General features: G+C 69.8%; 9 protein-coding genes and 1 pseudogene. 7 read left to right on the top strand and 3 right to left on the bottom strand.

Annotated elements, in window-relative coordinates; all coding sequences use genetic code 11:
- Positions 1 to 48 precede the first annotated feature (48 nt).
- Both ABD932_RS13200 and ABD932_RS13195 read right to left on the bottom strand, forming a co-directional pair.
- The gene (locus ABD932_RS13200) at positions 49 to 3039 is read right to left on the bottom strand and encodes an AAA family ATPase (RefSeq protein ID WP_345012063.1); all 2991 of its coding nucleotides are present in this window, start codon (positions 3037 to 3039) and stop codon (positions 49 to 51) included.
- On the bottom strand, positions 3036 to 4199 hold the full coding sequence (locus tag ABD932_RS13195; protein ID WP_345012060.1) for an exonuclease SbcCD subunit D: 1164 nt from the start codon (positions 4197 to 4199) through the stop codon (positions 3036 to 3038). The genes ABD932_RS13200 and ABD932_RS13195 overlap by 4 nt, the downstream gene beginning before the upstream one ends.
- Positions 4200 to 4561: 362 nt before the next feature.
- On the opposite strand from ABD932_RS13195, the pseudogene ABD932_RS13190 reads away from it, so the two are divergent.
- From ABD932_RS13190 to ABD932_RS13180, 3 genes and pseudogenes are all read left to right on the top strand, one after another.
- A pseudogene (locus tag ABD932_RS13190) lies at positions 4562 to 5937 on the top strand (IS1380 family transposase); the annotation flags it as partial.
- A 339-nt stretch (positions 5938 to 6276) separates the two neighbouring features.
- Positions 6277 to 10917 (top strand): glycosyl hydrolase family 18 protein, encoded by a 4641-nt coding sequence (locus ABD932_RS13185; protein WP_345012058.1) that lies wholly within the window; start codon positions 6277 to 6279, stop codon positions 10915 to 10917.
- Between the two features lie 123 nt (positions 10918 to 11040).
- Positions 11041 to 11193, top strand: coding sequence for a hypothetical protein (locus ABD932_RS13180; RefSeq protein ID WP_345012056.1), 153 nt, complete (start codon positions 11041 to 11043; stop codon positions 11191 to 11193).
- Between the two features lie 182 nt (positions 11194 to 11375).
- Here the strand turns inward: ABD932_RS13180 and ABD932_RS13175 are convergent, their stop codons facing one another.
- Entirely contained in the window at positions 11376 to 11825 is a 450-nt protein-coding gene (locus ABD932_RS13175; protein WP_345012054.1) for a serine/threonine-protein kinase, read from the bottom strand.
- 94 nt (positions 11826 to 11919) lie between these two features.
- Between ABD932_RS13175 and ABD932_RS13170 the strand changes: the two genes are divergently transcribed.
- The 4 genes from ABD932_RS13170 to ABD932_RS13155 are packed head-to-tail and all read left to right on the top strand — an operon-like array spanning position 11920 to position 16595.
- The gene (locus tag ABD932_RS13170) at positions 11920 to 12753 is read left to right on the top strand and encodes an alpha/beta fold hydrolase (RefSeq protein ID WP_345012052.1); all 834 of its coding nucleotides are present in this window, start codon (positions 11920 to 11922) and stop codon (positions 12751 to 12753) included.
- Positions 12754 to 12772: 19 nt separating this feature from the next.
- The gene (locus ABD932_RS13165) at positions 12773 to 13678 is read left to right on the top strand and encodes an alpha/beta fold hydrolase (protein WP_345012051.1); all 906 of its coding nucleotides are present in this window, start codon (positions 12773 to 12775) and stop codon (positions 13676 to 13678) included.
- A complete protein-coding gene (locus ABD932_RS13160; RefSeq protein WP_345012049.1) occupies positions 13675 to 15273 on the top strand; it encodes an FAD-dependent oxidoreductase in 1599 nt (532 codons plus the stop codon). The genes ABD932_RS13165 and ABD932_RS13160 overlap by 4 nt, the downstream gene beginning before the upstream one ends.
- Positions 15270 to 16595, top strand: a complete 1326-nt coding sequence (locus ABD932_RS13155) for an amidohydrolase family protein (RefSeq protein ID WP_345012047.1) — start codon at positions 15270 to 15272, stop codon at positions 16593 to 16595. Before ABD932_RS13160 ends, ABD932_RS13155 begins: the two co-directional genes overlap by 4 nt.
- Positions 16596 to 16667 lie beyond the last annotated feature (72 nt).

Here is a 16667-nt window from a genome sequence, read left to right as displayed (position 1 = left end):
GGAGCGGCCGCATCCGGTCCGGGCGGGCCGTACGACGGTTCGCGGGCCCTAGGCGCCCCGCTGCCGCAGCACCGACCCGCCTCTGCCCTTGACGACCTCCAGCTGCGCGTGAATACGTCTGCGCAGATCGGCGACATGGCTGACGATCCCGACACTGCGATCGCGCTCGCGCAGGGAGTCCAGGACGTCTAGTACCTCGTCGAGGGTCTGGTCGTCGAGGCTGCCGAAGCCCTCGTCGATGAAGAGGGTGTCGAGCCGGACGCCGCCCGCCTCGTCGGTGACCACGTCCGCGAGTCCGAGGGCGAGGGCGAGTGAGGCGAAGAACGTCTCGCCGCCCGACAGCGTCGCCGTGTCCCGCTCCCGCCCGGTCCAGGCATCGACCACGTGCAGCCCGAGCCCGCTGCGGCCACGGCCGGCCCGGTCGTCGGAGTGGACCAGGGTGTAGCGGCCGGACGACATGCGCTGCAGCCGTACGGTCGCGGCGGCGGCGACCTGTTCGAGACGGGCCGCGAGTACGTAGGACTCCAGGCGCATCTTGCGTTCGTTGTCCGCCGAGGTGCCCGCGGTGAGCGCGGCGAGGCGGGCCACCCGGTCGTACTCGTCTCGCAGCGGGGCGAGGTGGCGTACGGCCGCGGCCACTCGGTGAGACAGCCGGTCGAGGTCGGTGCAGCGCCGGGCGGCGGCGTCGCGGGCGGAGGCGGCGTCGCGGGCGCGCTGGGCGGCGGTCGAAGCGGTGCGCTCCGCGGACGCCATGTCGGCGGTCGGCTGCTGGGCGGCGGCCGCGGTGTCGGCCTCGGCAAGGACGGCGCGTACGGCGGCCTCCTCGGACTGCCAGGCGTCCAGGCGTCGTTGGAGTTCGCGGTGGGCGGTGTCGTCGAGGAGGGCGGCGGCCGCGGCCTGCGGGGTGTCGAAGCCCGCGCGGAAGGCGGCGTCGGCCAGGCGGGCGTCGGCGTCCTTGAGTCGCTGGGCGGTGTCCTCGGCGGCGCGCGCGGTGTCGGCGGCCTCGGTGAGCAGCGCGACCTGCCGCTCCAGCTGCGCGGCCCGCGCGGCGACGCTGTCGGCGGTGCCGCGCGCTTGGGTCAGCTCCTCCTCCAGGGCGGCCCTTTCCCGGTCCAGCCGCTCTCGATGGCCCACACGGGACGCCATTCTGACCGCCGCCTGCTGCCGGTCCGCGGTCCGCCGCTCGCGCTCCGCCTCGGCCCGGCGCAGTTCCTCGTGTGCCGGGTGCAGGGCGGACGCGTCCCGCCGGGCCTGTGCGTAGAGGCGCTCCAACTCGCCGCAATGCGCGGCGAGTTGCTCGGTCGGCGCATCCCCGGCCTCGGCGGTGGCGGCGGCCAGTGCCTCGCGTACGACGCCCAGGTGCCGTTCTTTCTCCGTGTGCCGTTCCTCCGCCTGCTGGTAGGCGGCCAGTGCGCGCTCCTCCGCCTCCCGGTCCACGTGCCCGGCGTCCTTGCGGGCGGGGGCGGGGTGGTCGGTGGCGCCGCAGACCGCGCAGGGTTCTCCGTCCTGGAGCCGGGCGGCCAGTTCGGCGGCGATGCCGTTGAGGCGCTGTTCCTTGACGTCGAGCCAGTGCGCCTTGGCCTCGAGCACCTGTTCCTGTGCCAGGTGGGCCTGTTCGGCGGCTGCGTCCGTGTCGCCGGCCAGCTGGTCGCGCATCCGCGCGGCACCGAGGCGCTGCTGCGCGGGGTCGCGCTGCACGGCGAGCTGCTCGGCGCGGGTCGCGGCCTCCTGGGCCGCGTCGATACGGCTCTGGAGCGCGCCGCGGCTCTCGTCCCACTCGGCGAGCCAGGCTTCGGCGTCCTGCAACAGGCCCTCGTCGGCGCGTTCCTGACGGTCCAGCTGGTCGCGCTCGTCGACGAGTGCGACCAGCCGCTTCTCGGCGCGGCGGGCGGACTCCAGTCCGCCCAGTTCTTCGGCGGCCCGGCGCGCGGCGGTCGCGAGTCCGGCCGCGCCGGCCCCCACGAAGGTCTCCGGCAGCACTCCACGCGCGCGTGCCTCGGCCGCGGCCGCCCGCCGGTGCTCCGCCTCGGCCGCCTCACGCAGCTCCAGTGCGGGTGCCACGGCCTCCGCCTTGCGGGACCGCTCCATCCTGACCTGCGCCTGCCGATAGCCGTCGGCCCGCTCCTCCAGCACCAGAGCCCGCTGCCGGGCCTCGGCGAACCGCCGCTGCAACCGGGCCACTTCGCGTACGTCGGCCAGGGCGCGGTCGGCGGCGGCCTGGGCGGACTCGGCGGCCAGGAGGCGGCAGTGGGCGACGGTCAGCTGTTCGCGGGCGGTGCTGCGGGCGACTGCCGCGGCACCCAGGATGGCCTCGGCGAGGCCCGGCTCGCCCGGTGCGAGGTCGGGCAACCGCATGGCGTCGTCCGCCGCCTGCTGCATCCGGTGTGCGTCGGCCAGCAGCGCGGCGTCGCCGTCCCGTACCTGGGCCTCGGCCGCCCGGCGGCGCTCGGTGAGGCGCTTCTCGACCTCGGCGAAGCGGTGGGTGTCGAAGAGTCGGCCCAGCAGCTTGCCGCGGGCCTCGGCGTCGGCGCGCAGGAAGCGGGCGAAGTCGCCCTGGGGCAGCAGCACGACCTGGCAGAACTGCTCGCGGCTCATGCCGAGCAGCTGGGTGATCTCCTCGCCGATCTCCTGGTGCGAGCGGCTGAGGTCCTTCCAGGTCCCGGCCTGCGCGTCGTACTCGCGCAGCCAGCTCTGGGCCTTGTCGAGCGTCGTACCCGAACCGCGCTTCTTGGGACGCTCCCAGGGCGGCTGCCGGGTGATCTCCAGCCGGCGCCCGGCGACGGTCAGTTCGAGGCGGACCTCCGTGCGCGTGCCGGCCGCGGCGTGGTCGCTGCGCAGGGTCATGCCCTGGCCGCTCTGCCGCGCGCCGGGCACGGAGCCGTAGAGGGCGTAGCAGACGGCGTCCAGGACGGAGGTCTTGCCGGCGCCGGTGGGACCGTGCAGCAGGAAGAGCCCTGCGGTCGACAGCGCGTCGAAGTCGACGCGCTGGGAGCCGCCGAACGGCCCGAACGCCGTCACATCGAGGCGATGCAGCCTCACCGGGCCACCTCCCGCACTGCCTCGTCGGCCCGCACCGCGTCGAACGCGTCGCGCAGCACGCCCTGTTCGCGTTCGTCGGGCCCTGCCCCCCGCACATGCGCCACGAAGTCCTCCGCGATCTCCTGGTCGCTCCGGCCCGCGAGTCGCTGCGCATAGGACACGTCGGGGTCGTCCGGCGCCCGCTCGGGGTCGAAGACCAGGCTGAGCGTGTGCGGGAAGCGTTCGGCGAGGCGCGCCATGGGGTCCGCGGGGCGCACCGGGTCGGTGAGCGTCGCCTCGACCCACGCCTCCTCGTGCCGCGCGAGCCCCGGATCGGCGAGCAGTTCCTCCAGCGTCCCGCGGATCCGGGCCAGCGCACGGGGCACCGGGCAGTCGACGCGCTCGGCGGTGATCGCGCCCTCGGCGTCCAGGTCGACGAGCCACATGCTCTTGCGGTGGTCGGCCTCCGAGAAGGAGTACGGCAGCGGCGAGCCCGAGTAGCGAACGCGCTCGGTGATGGTCTGGCAGCCGTGCAGATGGCCCAGTGCCGCGTAGTCGACGCCGTCGAAGACCCCGGCGGGTACCGCGGCCACCCCGCCGACGGTGATGTCCCGCTCGCTGTCGCTGGCCTCTCCCCCGGTGACGAAGGCGTGCGCGAGGACGACCGACCGGGTGCCCCGAGCGCGGGTGGCGAGGTCGGCGCGCACCCGGTCCATGGCGGCGGCGAGCACGGCCTCGTGCCCGGGCTTCTCCACACCGAACTCGTCCTTCACCAGGGCCGGTTCGAGATAGGGCAGCCCGTAGAAGGCCACGTCGCCGAAGTCGTCCCGGAGTACGACCGGCGTGCCGCACGCGGACGGCTCGGTGCGCAGATGGATGCCCGCACGGCCGATCAGCCCCGCGCCCACGCCGAGCCGACGTGCCGAGTCGTGGTTGCCGGAGATCATCACCGTCGGCACTCCGAGGTCGGCGAGCCGGTGCAGGGCGTCGTCGAACAGCTCGACCGCGGCGAGCGGCGGCACCGCCCGGTCGTACACGTCTCCCGACACGACCACCGCGTCCACGCCGCGCTCGCGCACGGTGGTGACGAGATGGCCGATGAACTCGGCCTGGGCCCCGAGCATGTTCACCCGGTGGAACGCCCGGCCGAGATGCCAGTCGGAAGTGTGCAGCAATCTCATTGAACGGCTCTGACCTGCACGTTTCTCTCGGTAACGCCTCAAAAACCAGCACGGAAACCCCGGGCCGGCACCCATTACGCTAACGCCTGGCTGCACCTGATTCACCACCGACCTCACAACGCAACCGGGCTGCGACAGGCAGACCATGCGAATGGTCCGTGAATCCGCATAGTCGATATGCCCAACACTTCGCACTTGAGAAGAGTCCGTAGCCCTCATAGGGGGCGTTAATTGGCTTTAACCTCGCGCTTTCACGAGGTGGCTGTCCCACTGGTGATCACGAAAGCAGAAAGTGCTTCTGATCAGCGAGAATGAGGATTGCTGAGGTCCTTGTTCCCGCCACCGTCGGAGGCATTTTCCGGGTGAAGAAGCGTATCGGGTCCCACCCGCGTGTCCGCGTCGAGGGCGGCGGTCGCGGAGTGGCTTCGCAGGCCGGGGTGGTGCTGCTGCTCGAGACGGTCGGCAAGACCGGTCTGGATGCGGCGATATCGACGGCGCTTGAGCCGTGGCGGAAGGCCCGGGCTGTTCACGATCCCGGCAAGATCCTGCTGGATGTGGCGCTCGCGGTCGCGTTGGGCGGCGATTGCCTGGCCGATGTGGCGCTGCTGCGGACCGAGCCGGCCGTGTTCGGGCCGGTGGCCTCCGACCCGACGGTCTCCCGCCTGGTCGGCCAGCTGGCATCGGGCGGCAAGCGGGTCTTGGCCGCGCTGCGCACCGACCGCGCCGAAGTGCGCGAACACGTCTGGAAGTTGGCCGGTGATGCGGCGCCGGACGCGGGCGGGCAGGTGATCATGGGCATCGACGGCGTTCTCGTGCTGGCGCACTCCGAGAAGCGGGACGCCACCGCGACCGGGAAGAAGACCTTCGGCCACCACCCGCTGATGGGGTCCGTCGACCACGGCCGGGGGCAGCTCCGGCGAGCCGGTCGTGGGCCTGCTTCGGCCCGGCAACGCGGGCTCCAACACCGCCGCCGACCACATCGACTGGCCCTGGCCCAGTTGCCGAAACACCTCCGGGGGGGACGCCGGACCCCCAACCGACTCCGGCGGCGGCACCCACGAGTTCGTCGCCTGGTTCACCCGGCGCGGGCGGTGGCTGTCGTACTCGGTCGGCATGACCGTCACCGACGCCACCCACCAGGCCGTCTTGAAGGTCTCTGCCTCGGCCTGGACGCCGGCCGTTGAACCCGACGGCGACATCCGCGACGGCACCTGAGCGCCGAACTCGCCGGCGACTGCCTGACCGGCTGACCGGCTGACCGGCTGACCGAAGAGGCTTCGGCTGATCGTGCGCAAGGAACGGCCAGACCCCGGCGCCCAGTTGCGCTTCATCGACGCCGACGGCATGCAATTGACCTGCTTCGCCACCAACACGGCGGGTGAGGCGATCGCTGCCCTCGAACTGCGTCACCGGCAGCGGGCCCGGGCCGAGGACCGCATCCGTGCCACCCGCGCCACTGGCCTGCGTAATCCGCCACTGCACGACGCCGCGCAGAACCAGATCTGGCTGGAGATCACCCAGATCGCCCTTGACCTGCTCGCCTGGATACCGATGCCTGCACTGAGTGGCAAGGCCCGGCTCCGGGAGCCCCGCCGCCTGCGGCTCCCCCTTTTCTCCGCCGCCGCCCAACTCGTCACCACCAGGCCGCCGCCGCATCCTCCGCCTCGCCGGACACTGACCCTGGACCGACGTGATCACCGACGCCCTGGACCGGCTCCACGCCCTCCCGAACCCCGGCTGGCCAGCACCTTCCCATCCCTGCGAGCAGAACGAGCCCACCGGAGCCATGGAACCCGGCGGCCACCCGACGCGACATCCGGGCGCTCAACCTGCCCAGACTCCGACATCACCACCAACACTCATCACAAGGGCCCCGCCAGCAAGCTGACGGAGCTTCATGAACGCGTCAAGACTTATACTTGAGAAGTCAATTAGTTTCCAACGGTGCGGTTGTGCCCGATCTGTTGGATGTGAGAAACGGGGGGAACTCTTGTTCCGCCGATTAATCGCCGCAGTGGTGGTGATGGCCGGGCTGACAGCGGCGCTTGTCGTTCCGGCCTCCGCCACCGATTTCCCTGTGGACAGCACGCAGTTGATCTCCTGGAACATGCAGGGGGCCAACAACGACGATCAGACGGGCAGCAAGTGGACCAATACGGTCGTGGAGCTGACGCAGCAGTCGCCGATCCTGATGCTTCAGGAGGTCGGCCCGCACCCGCCTGCGAACAGCGACGCACAGCCTTCCCAGACCTTCACCACGACCGACAGCACGGGCGCCACGCATCAGTACACCGTGCTGCACCACAGGTGGAACGTCAACAGCGGTACCCGCGCCCCCTATCCGACCCGTGAGGTCTACTACCTGCAGACCGCCGACGACAACACCAACCCGCGTCGGATCGGCGGCCGGGTCAACATCGCGCTCGTCCTGCGCGACACGCCCGACGAGCTGATCGTCGTCGGCAACCCGATCGACGCCGGCCGGAACGCGCTCGGGGCACGGTTCGGCAACGAGTGGTACTTCACCTTCCACGGTCTGTCCGGCGGTGGCGGTGACTCCGGGCCGATGATGAGGGCCATTCACGACCAGATCAGGGCCCTCGCGACCCAGCGTGGCGCGACCTACAACGCGACGGTCGGTGGCGACTTCAACGTCGACCCGGAGGACCTCGGCCAGCGGGCGAGCTTCCCGTCGCAGGACATGCGGATCCACAGCTCGGGTCTGGCGACCCACATCCATGGAAGTGAGCTGGACTACTTCGTCACCACCCACCAGACCGTCAACCTGCCTGTCACGGTCACCGGCGAGGGCACCTCCGACCACTGGCCGGTCCGGTCCAACCGGCTCAGAGCGGCCGGGCCCACTCCGTCGCCCGCCGCCAGCCCGGACATCGAAGAGCTCCGGGTGATGGCGGCCGGTGACGAGATCACGGCCGGTGTGAACAGCACCGACGAGACCGGCTTCCGGGCATACCTGGAGACCATCGTGAAGGGTCTGGACACCCTTGCGGTGCTCGGTGTCGGAACGGCGGCCACTCTCATCTTCAAGCGCACGGACTTCGTCGGTGAGCTGAAGAACGGCAAGCGCGGCGACCCCGACCACATGGGGTTCGAGGGCAAGGGCATCGACGACATCAAGGCCCAGACGATCCCCGCGCTGCAGACACTGCGGCCGAACATGATGACCCTGGTCGCGGGCACGGCCGATCTGACCGGCGGTGCCGACGGTGCGGCGACGGCCGAGAAGATGCGGGGCTTCGTGGACGCGATCCACCGGACCTCGCCGACGACCACGGTCCTGCTTGGGACCCTGCCGCCGTCGACGAACCCGACGTACCAGGCCCGGATCGACGCCTACAACCAAGCGCTCCGCACGATGGCCTACGCCAAGATCGAGGCCGGCGCACGGCTGGTGCTGGTCGACCTGGGCGCGGTGACCACGGAGGACATCACCAACGAGATCTACCCGACCGATGCCGGCTACAAGAAGATCGCGGACGCCTTCGGCGCAGGCACCCGGATCGCGGTCCTGCAAGGCCTGATCAGCGGCCGCTCGTACGTCTGGAAGCCGATCGGCAAGATCCGGGACGCCACCGCGGCCGGCTCGAAGATCGCCTTCCCCGACCTGAACGGCGACGGCAAGGCCGACTACGCGGTGGTCAGTACGGACGGCAAGGTCACCGGCTGGCGCAACGACGACCCGACCAAGGAAGCGGTCTCACTGGGCGACATCAGCCCGGCCGACCGCGGGAACAACCCGGAGCTGGTCTACTTCGCCGACCTGGACGGTGACGGCAAGGACGACTACGTACGGATCCTGCCGGCGGCCGACTCGCCGACCGGCATCCCCGCGATGCGGATGTCGCGCAACACCAGCAGCGGCGACGAGGTCAGCTGGGGCAGCGCGACGATCGTCGCGAACAGCCTCGGCTACGAGCCGGAGCTGTACTTCACCGACCTCGACGGTGACGGCCGCGACGACCTGATCACGCTGGACCGGATGAGCTTCCCGACCGCGTGGCAGAACAAGGGCAAGGGAATGCCGACCGAGGGCGGCTGGACCAAGATCTCGGGCTTCGCCACCCCGGGTGAGGCGCGCGGCGCGCAGGTCGCCTTCGCCGACATCACCGGTGACGGCAAGGCCGACACGGTCCGGGTCGAGTTCACCACCGGTGAGGTCCGGGCCTGGGAGAACACCGGCTCTCCGTGGAGCGTCACCACCGGCTGGAAGTCGCTGGGCGTGATCCGCAACGACGACCCGTTCCAGGGCACCTTCGGGACCTTCGCCGACCTGAACGGCGACGGGATCCAGGACTTCGCCATGACCCGCTCCGGCACGACCACGACGGCGAAGACCGCCGCCAAGGCGACCGTCAAGGCGGCCGCAGCGAGTGGCGCCGGTGACATCGAGGGCTGGCTGGTGCCGAGCTACGGCGACGGCAGCCGCACCGACGGCGGCGCCGGTGATCTCGGTATCAACGGCGGTGTCGGCGACCCGATGGAGTCGCACCCCGGTGGCGACGACGGCGGCACGCGTCCGGCCGCGACCGGCGACTGCCGGCCGGAAGGCCTGGCGACCACGCCGGGCGTGGCGACGCCGTACTGCAAGGTCTACCAGAGCGACGGCCGCGAATGGCTCGGCGAGGGCCGGGGCCGTAGGGTCGTGGGCTACTTCAACGGGGGCCGCACGGGCGCCGACGGCACCCCGCACTACCTCGTGAAGAACATCCCGTGGTCGAAGGTGACCCACCTCAACTACGCGTTCGCGTCGGTGGAGAACAACAAGATCAAGGTCGACTCGAACGCCACCCAGAAGGAGTGGCCCGGCGAGGTCGGCGCCGAGATGGATGCCTCGCTGCCCTACAAGGGCCACTTCAACCTGCTGACGAAGTACAAGCGCCTGCACCCGCGGGTGAAGACGCTGATCTCGGTCGGTGGCTGGGCCGGTTCCGGTGGCTTCTACGCGATGACCACCAACGCCGACGGCTCGGTCAACCAGGGCGGGATCGACACGTTCGCCGGCTCGGTCGTGGACTTCCTGCGGACCTACGGGTTCGACGGTGTCGACATCGACTTCGAGTACCCCACGGTCCTTGAGGACACCGGCAATCCGGCCGACTGGGCGGTGTCCAACCCGCGTCGCAAGGGTCTGCCCACGACGTACGCCGCGTTGATGAAGACGCTGCGGGACTCGCTGAACCGGGCTTCCGTCGCGGACGGCAAGTACTACCTGCTCACCTCGGCATCGTCGGCCTCCGGCTACCTGGCCCGCGGTATGGCGAACCAGACGGCGCTGAAGTACCAGGACTTCACCAACCTGATGGCCTACGACTACCACGGCACCTGGAACGACGTCGTGGGTCCGAACGCGGCGCTGTTCGACGACGGCAAGGACCCGGAACTGGCCGACCAGTACGCCACCCCGGAGTACGGAAAGATCGGGTACTTCAACACCGACTGGGCGATGAAGTACATGCGCGGCGCGATGCAGGCCGGGCGCGTCAACATCGGTGTCCCCTACTACACGCGCGGCTGGCAGAACGTCACCGGCGGTACGAACGGTCTGTGGGGCAAGTCGCAGAAGCCGAACGGCTGCGAGCCGGGTACCGGCATCAAACGGCCGTGCGGCGACGGTGCCTTCGGCATCGACAACATCTGGCACGACGAGACCAACAACGGCAGCGAGCTCGGCTCCGGGACGAACCCGCTGTGGCACACCAAGAACCTGGAGAAGAACATCACGCCGGTCTACGCCCCCAGCGTCGGGCTGAAGCCGCAGACCGACAGCACCGACCGGCGCACGGGCCAGTACGTCCGGTACTGGGACGACACCACGAAGACGTCGTGGCTGTGGAACGCCGAGAAGAAGGTGTTCCTGTCGACCGAGGACGAGCAGGGCATCGACGCGGTCACCGATCTGGTCAAGTCGACCGGCGCGGGCGGCGTGATGATGTGGGAGCTCGGCGGCGACTACGCCTGCCCGACGGACGTCCAGCCGGACACCCCGTGCGGGATGGGGTACACGCTGACCACCCGGCTGAACGAGAAGCTGGGCAACATCGGCGCCTACAACAACAGTCTGCGCGCCGGCACCGGTGGTGCCGGGCCGACGGTGACCGCCAACGTGAGCGTCGAGATGGTCAACTACCCGACCTCCACGGCGAACCTGTGGCCGTTGCAGCCGACCGTCCGGATCACCAACAACACCGGGCGCACGCTCGGCGGTGGCAAGGACATGAAGCTGTCGTTCGACATCCCCGCCTCGACGTCACCGCTGGTCAAGGACGGCAACTGGCAGACCGGCGACCAAGGCGGCCAGTGGCAGGTGACGGCCGGTTCGACGTTCCACCGGGTCAGCACGACGCTGGACTACTGCCAGATCATCCCGGCCGGCAAGTCCCTCGACCTGCCGATCATCTATTTCCTCCCGATCACCGGTCCGGTGAACACGAGTCTGTCGATCGGCGGTACGGCGTACGCGCCGGTGACCGACAACCTCAAGGGACTCGGTACGGCGACCCCGCCGGCCGGTGGCTGCAGTGCCGGGAACTGGGACGCGACCAAGATCTACTCCCCGGCAAGCCAGCCGATTGAGCAGACCACGGTCAAGTACAACGGCAAGGTCTGGAAGGCCAAGTGGGAGACGAAGGGCAGCGCCCCGGGCACCGGGGCCGACGCCGACCACGAGCCCTGGAAGCTGATCGGCAGCGCCGGCTGACCGTTCCCAGCCACCCAGCCTGACACTCCACGTCTTGATCAAATAACCGGAGAGTGCTTCTGACCTGCAACGATGGGACTTTTCCAGGGTCCTGTTGGCTGCACGGAAAGAAGCACTCTCCAGGTGAGCAAGCGTATCGGGTTGTACCCGCGTGTTCGTGTCGAGGGCGGTGGCAGTGCGGTGGTCTCGCAGGCCGGGGCGGTGCTGTTGGTCGAGACGGTCCGCAAGGTGGGCCTGGACACCGCGATATGTCAGCAAGCTGACGGGGACTCATGAATGATCGAGGCCAGGAAGGACGAGACGACCGACCAGCGCCCCTGAGCGAGACCTGCGCAACCACAAGACGCCTTCGCCCCTGTCCATGAGGACAGGGGCGAAGAGACGTTCATGGGAAGTGAGCTGCAAGTGCCCCACTGAAGAGTCGAGATGAAGCATTTCGCTCCACCACCTACGCACGCTCATGGAGTGGGCGGGGCAACCGCGAAGATCGATCCCGTGGCATCGAACGGTCCCCAGCCCGTGGCCGCATACGTGAGGACTCCTCCTAGTGCGAACACGTCGGCGGCCGCGCCTACGTCACGCGGCATGCTCAGCTGTTCCGGTGCCATGAAGGACGCGGTGCCGAGAACCTTGCCAGTTCGCGTCAGCGGCTCCGCGCTCAGCACCCGGGCCACATTGAAATCGATGACGCGGGGGCCGTCCTCGGTCAGCAGTACATTGCTCGGCTTCAAGTCGCGGTGCACCAGACCGGCCCGGTGGATGTCACGCAGAGCCTCGGTGAGTCCCCGGCCCAGCCGCCAGACGACGTCACCGTCGGACGCACCGTTCTTGCGCACGCGTTCTGACAGGGTCGGGGCGTCGAAGTACTGCGTCGCCATCCACGGGGGATCGGCATCGGCGCCCAGCACCGATGCCGTGAACGCCCCACTGACCCCACCGTGGTCGTAACACGCGGGGACTTCCTCTTGACACAACCATCTTATCGGTAACAGTGTAGCCATTATGAGTACCTGGTCTGAGCCCCAGCCCGATTCCCGGTTCGTCGAGGTGGACGGCCTGCGGATCCACTACAAGCGTGCTGGGCACGGCCCGGCACTCGTGCTGCTGCACGGCAGTGCCTCATCCCTGCAGCACTTCGACCGCGCGACGGATCTGCTGTGGGATTCGTTCGATGTCATCCGTCCCGACCTGCCGGCGTTCGGACTGACGGGCCCGCGCAAGGACCGCGACTACCGCGTTCCGGCGTACGCCGCGACGGTGGCGGGCTTCATGGAGGCGCTGGGCGTGCCGCGCTACGCGTTGGCCGGCAATTCCCTGGGCGGCAACATCGCCTGGAACGTCGCGCTGGATCATCCGGAGCGGCTGACCGGCCTGGTGCTGGTCAATGCCACCGGCTACCCGGAGAAGACGGTGCCCGCGGGGATGCGCCTGACCCGCAACCCGCTGGTGCGGCCCCTGCTGAGGCGGGTGATGCCGCGCGGAGCACTCGAACGCAACCTGCGCGACGCCGTCGGGCCGCATTCGCAGATCGTGGACGACGCCATGGTGGACCGCGCCCATCAGCTCATGAGCCGCCCCGGTAACCGCTCGGCCTTCGTCGACTTCTGCAACACCGACCAGCCGGACCGCAGCGCGCAGATCCCCCGCATCACGGTGCCCACGCTGGTGCTGCGCAGCGCGAGCATCGACGGCCAGCACTTCACCCGCGACATCCCCGGCGCCCAGGAGCTCGTCCACCCCCACGGCGGACATCTGCTGCCGGAGGAGGAACCGCAGTGGGTCGCGGACGCGATCGCGAAGTTCCTCGGCTCCTGCGCCGACACCCCCGCGAACTGAGGGCAAGGAGGCCCGTTCCATGAAGTACTTCGTCACCTCGGGCGAGGACCGCAAGCTCACCGCCGACTCGCGCAATGCGCTGCGCGGCAGTTTCATCGAGCTGTCCGACGGCGTCACCCACTACGAGTTGACGGGGCCCGAGGACGGGGATGTGGTCCTGATGGCGGGCGGTCTGACCATCCCGCTGTTCTACTGGGACGGCCTCGTCAGCGAGCTGCACGCCCGCGGGCTGCGCACTCTGACCTGCAGCGCCTACGGCCGCGGCTACTCCGACCGGGTACAGGCGCGATACGACGAGACGCTGTTCACGCGGCAGCTGGCCGAGCTGACGGGCCGGCTCGGCCTGACGGCGCGGCCCCTGCACCTGGTCGGCACCTCCATGGGCGCGCTCGTCAGCATGACGTACGCCGCCCAGTACCGCTCATCGGTGTCCACTCTCACCATCGTTGGACCCGCCGGTCTCGCGAAACCGCGGTTGGCCTCCCCCAACCGGCTGCTGCGCAGCGATCTGCTGGCCGGAGTGGTCGCCCGCCGTCGCGGCCTTCAGCTGCTCCAGGGGCACCTGGGGCACAACGTCCGGGACCCCGAGCTCGGCGCGAAGCTGACCGAGATGGTCCTCGGCTCCCTCCGCTTCGAGGGCTCGCTGTACGCGGTCTTCGACACCCTGCAGCACCTGCCTTTCACCGGCCGTGACGACCTCTTCCGGCGGACGGGGGCACTGGGCATTCCGACGCTGCTGCTGTGGGGCGACGAGGACGACGTCACGCCGCTGGTGCAGTTCGACACAGCACGCGCTCTGCTGAAGCCTCAGAAACATCACGTAATTAACAAATGCGGGCATATGGCCCCATACGAACGGCCTCGCGACGTCGCCGATCAGCTCGTCTCGTTCGTGTCCGCACGCGCTGGAAGGCTCGACTCATGAACAACCCGCAGGCCATCGACGTACTGATCATCGGTGCCGGCCCCTCGGGCTCCGCCTTGGCGATCGACCTCGTACGCCGCGGACTCGACGTCCGGATCGTCGACAGGTCCCCCCACGCTTTCGACGGCTCGCGCGCCAAGGGCATCCAGCCCCGCAGCCTCGAAGTCCTCGAAGACCTCGGCGCTCTCGACGACGTGCTGGCCGGCGGCGACATCTATCCCAAGCTCGGGATCCATGCAGGACCCATCGGCGTGCCGTGGAAGATGTTCCCCCACAAAGAGGCAACCCCGGACGTCCCGTACCCGAACACCTGGCTGATCCCGCAGTTCCGCACGGACCGCGCCCTGCACGCCCGGCTCAGTGAGCTCGGCCGCGAGGTCGAGTTCAGCAAGGAACTGACCGAGCTGACGCAGGACGAGGACACGGTGGTCGCCAAGGTGGTGGGCGCGGACGGGGTCGAGGAGATCGTCGCTCGCTATGCCGTGGGGGCCGACGGCGGCTCCAGCGTGGTGCGCAAGCAGCTCGACATCGGTTTCGCCGGGACGACGGACGAGGCCGAGCGCGTGCTGATCGTGGATGCCTCCGTAAGTGGCCTGGCCCGCAACCGGTGGCACATGTGGCCCGGCCTCGGCGGCAAGCTCATCGGCGCCTGCCCGCTCCCCCACAGCGACATGTTCCAGTGGATGATCCGGCTCACGCCCGACGAGAAGCCGCCCCAGGAGATCGGCGCCATCATCGACCGGATCCACTCCCACACCCGCAACCGGCACATCCAGCTGCACGAGATCCACTGGACGTCCGTGTTCCGGCCCAACATCCGTCTTGCGGAGCACTACGGCCGCGGACGTGTCTTCCTCGTCGGCGACGCCGCGCACGTCCACACCCCGGCCGGTGCCCAGGGCTTGAACACCGGTATGCAGGACGGCTACAACCTCGGCTGGAAGCTCGGCCAGGTCCTCGCCGGAGCCGACCCGGCCCTGCTGGGCACCTACGAGGCCGAGCGGCAGCCGATCGCCGCCGGGGTCCTGGGACTGTCCACGGAGAAGTGGGGCGGCATCGCCAAGCTCGACCCCTCCAGCATGAAGCGCGGCAAGGACGAGCAGCAGCTCGCCCTGACCTACTACGGCGGCCCGCTCGCCCCCGCCGACGGCGACAGTAGCGACACCAGCACGCTGCACGTGGGCGACCGCGCCCCGGACGCCCGACTGCTCTGCGCCGACGGCGCCGAGACCCGCCTGTTCAACCTCTTCCAGGGACCGCACTTCACCGCCATCGCCTACGGCCCCGGCGCCGCCCGGGACCTCGAACTCCTCGACTGGCCGACGACGGGCGCCCAGCTGAAGCGGCTGACCGTCGGATCGGCCGCGGGCGACGGCCGCGCCTTCTCCGACCCCAAGAACACGCTGCAGAGTGCCTACGGCCTGACCGGCGACACGCTGCTGCTGATCCGTCCCGACGGCTACATCGGGCACATCGCCACTCGGGATTTCCTCACCACCACACAAGCCGCCGTGCGGGCAATGACGCCGCAGGCAAGGAGCCGCACCATGTCCCAGCAGAGCCACACCTCCCCCGGTTCGGGGGCCACTGAATGAGCCGCATACTGCTGCGCGGGGCGCAAGTCATCACGATGACGCCGGACCGGCCGGACGCCGAGCATGTCGACATCCTCGTCGACGGCGAGACCATCGCCGCCGTTGGCGAAACCATCCAGGCGCCCGACGCCGAGGTCGTCGACTTCTCCGGCCGCGTCATCATCCCCGGCCTGGTCAACGCCCATCTGCACACCTGGCAGACCGCGCTGCGCTCCGCGGGCGCCGACTGGACGCTGATGGAGTACCTCACCCACCTGCACGGCGAGTGCGTCGGGCACTACACCCCGGCCGACATGCACATCAGCAATCTGGCCGGCGCCCTGAACCAGCTCAACTGCGGTACCACCACCCTCGGCGACTGGTGTCACAACGCCCTGTCGCCCGAACACGCCGACGCGGCCGTCGAGGGACTGATCCAGGCCGGGATCCGCGCCGTCCTCCTGCACGGCACGCCCTACCGCTCGCCGGACACACCCCACCCGCTCGCCGAGATCGACCGGCTGCTCGACGGCCCCGTCCGCGACCACGCCCTCCTCACCCTGGGCATGGCACTCCAGGGGCCGCAGTACTCCTCCGCCGAGACCGCGGTGGCCGACTTCCAGGCCGGCGCGGAACGCGGCCTCGTCGTCTCGATGCACCAGAGCGGCGGCGAACCCTCACCCGGCTGGGAAGCCGTGCGCAACGCCGGGCTGTTCAGCCCCCTGACCAACGTCGTGCACGGAGCCGACCTGCCCGACGACTGGATCAAGACGCTCGTCGAGGCGGGCGTCACCTTCACCACCACCCCGGAGAACGAACTGGGCCAGGGACACGGCACACCCATCACCGGATCCCTGCTGCGCCTGGACGCGGCACCCTCCCTGGGCACCGACATCGACACCGCCGTACCCGGCACGGTCCTCACCGCCGCCCGGATCGCTCTGGCCCACCAGCGCAGCCTGGACCACGCCCACCACCGGCAGACGACCGGCAGGTACGCCAACACACCGTCTGTCACCAGCAAACAGGCGCTTGCCTGGGCCACGGTCGAAGGAGCGAAGGCACTGGGCCTGGCAGACAAGGTGGGCCGGATCGAGGTGGGCATGCAGGCCGACCTGGTCGCCGTCGACGCCCGGGCGCTCAACCTGTGGCCGGCGCACGACCCGGTCGCCACGGTCCTGCACGCCGACATCGCCAACATCGAAGCCGTGATGGTCGCCGGCACCTGGCGCAAACGCGATCACGCCCTGCTCGCATCCGGCCTCGACGACGTCAAGGACCAGCTACGCGAGTCCGGAGAGCGCCTGCTGCGCAGCATCAGGCCCGCGGGCTCTCCCGGCTGACATACCGCAACGGCCCCCACGCATGAACCGCGCGCCGACGCGCACGACACCCCGTCCTCGTCGGCGCGATGG

The organism is Streptomyces shaanxiensis (assembly GCF_039537145.1).
GTDB lineage: Bacteria > Actinomycetota > Actinomycetes > Streptomycetales > Streptomycetaceae > Streptomyces > Streptomyces shaanxiensis.
Note: the sequence above shows the minus strand (reverse complement) of the source record. Positions and strands in the feature narration are given on the sequence as shown.

Bases quoted from the DNA above. Each gene is read 5' to 3' on its own strand.
- ABD932_RS13195 (WP_345012060.1), bottom strand. From the start codon at position 4,199: ATGAGATTGCTGCACACTTCCGACTGGCATCTCGGCCGGGCGTTCCAC.
- ABD932_RS13160 (WP_345012049.1), top strand. From the start codon at position 13,675: ATGAACAACCCGCAGGCCATCGACGTACTGATCATCGGTGCCGGCCCC.
- ABD932_RS13155 (WP_345012047.1), top strand. From the start codon at position 15,270: ATGAGCCGCATACTGCTGCGCGGGGCGCAAGTCATCACGATGACGCCG.
- ABD932_RS13165 (WP_345012051.1), top strand. From the start codon at position 12,773: ATGAAGTACTTCGTCACCTCGGGCGAGGACCGCAAGCTCACCGCCGAC.
- ABD932_RS13170 (WP_345012052.1), top strand. From the start codon at position 11,920: ATGAGTACCTGGTCTGAGCCCCAGCCCGATTCCCGGTTCGTCGAGGTG.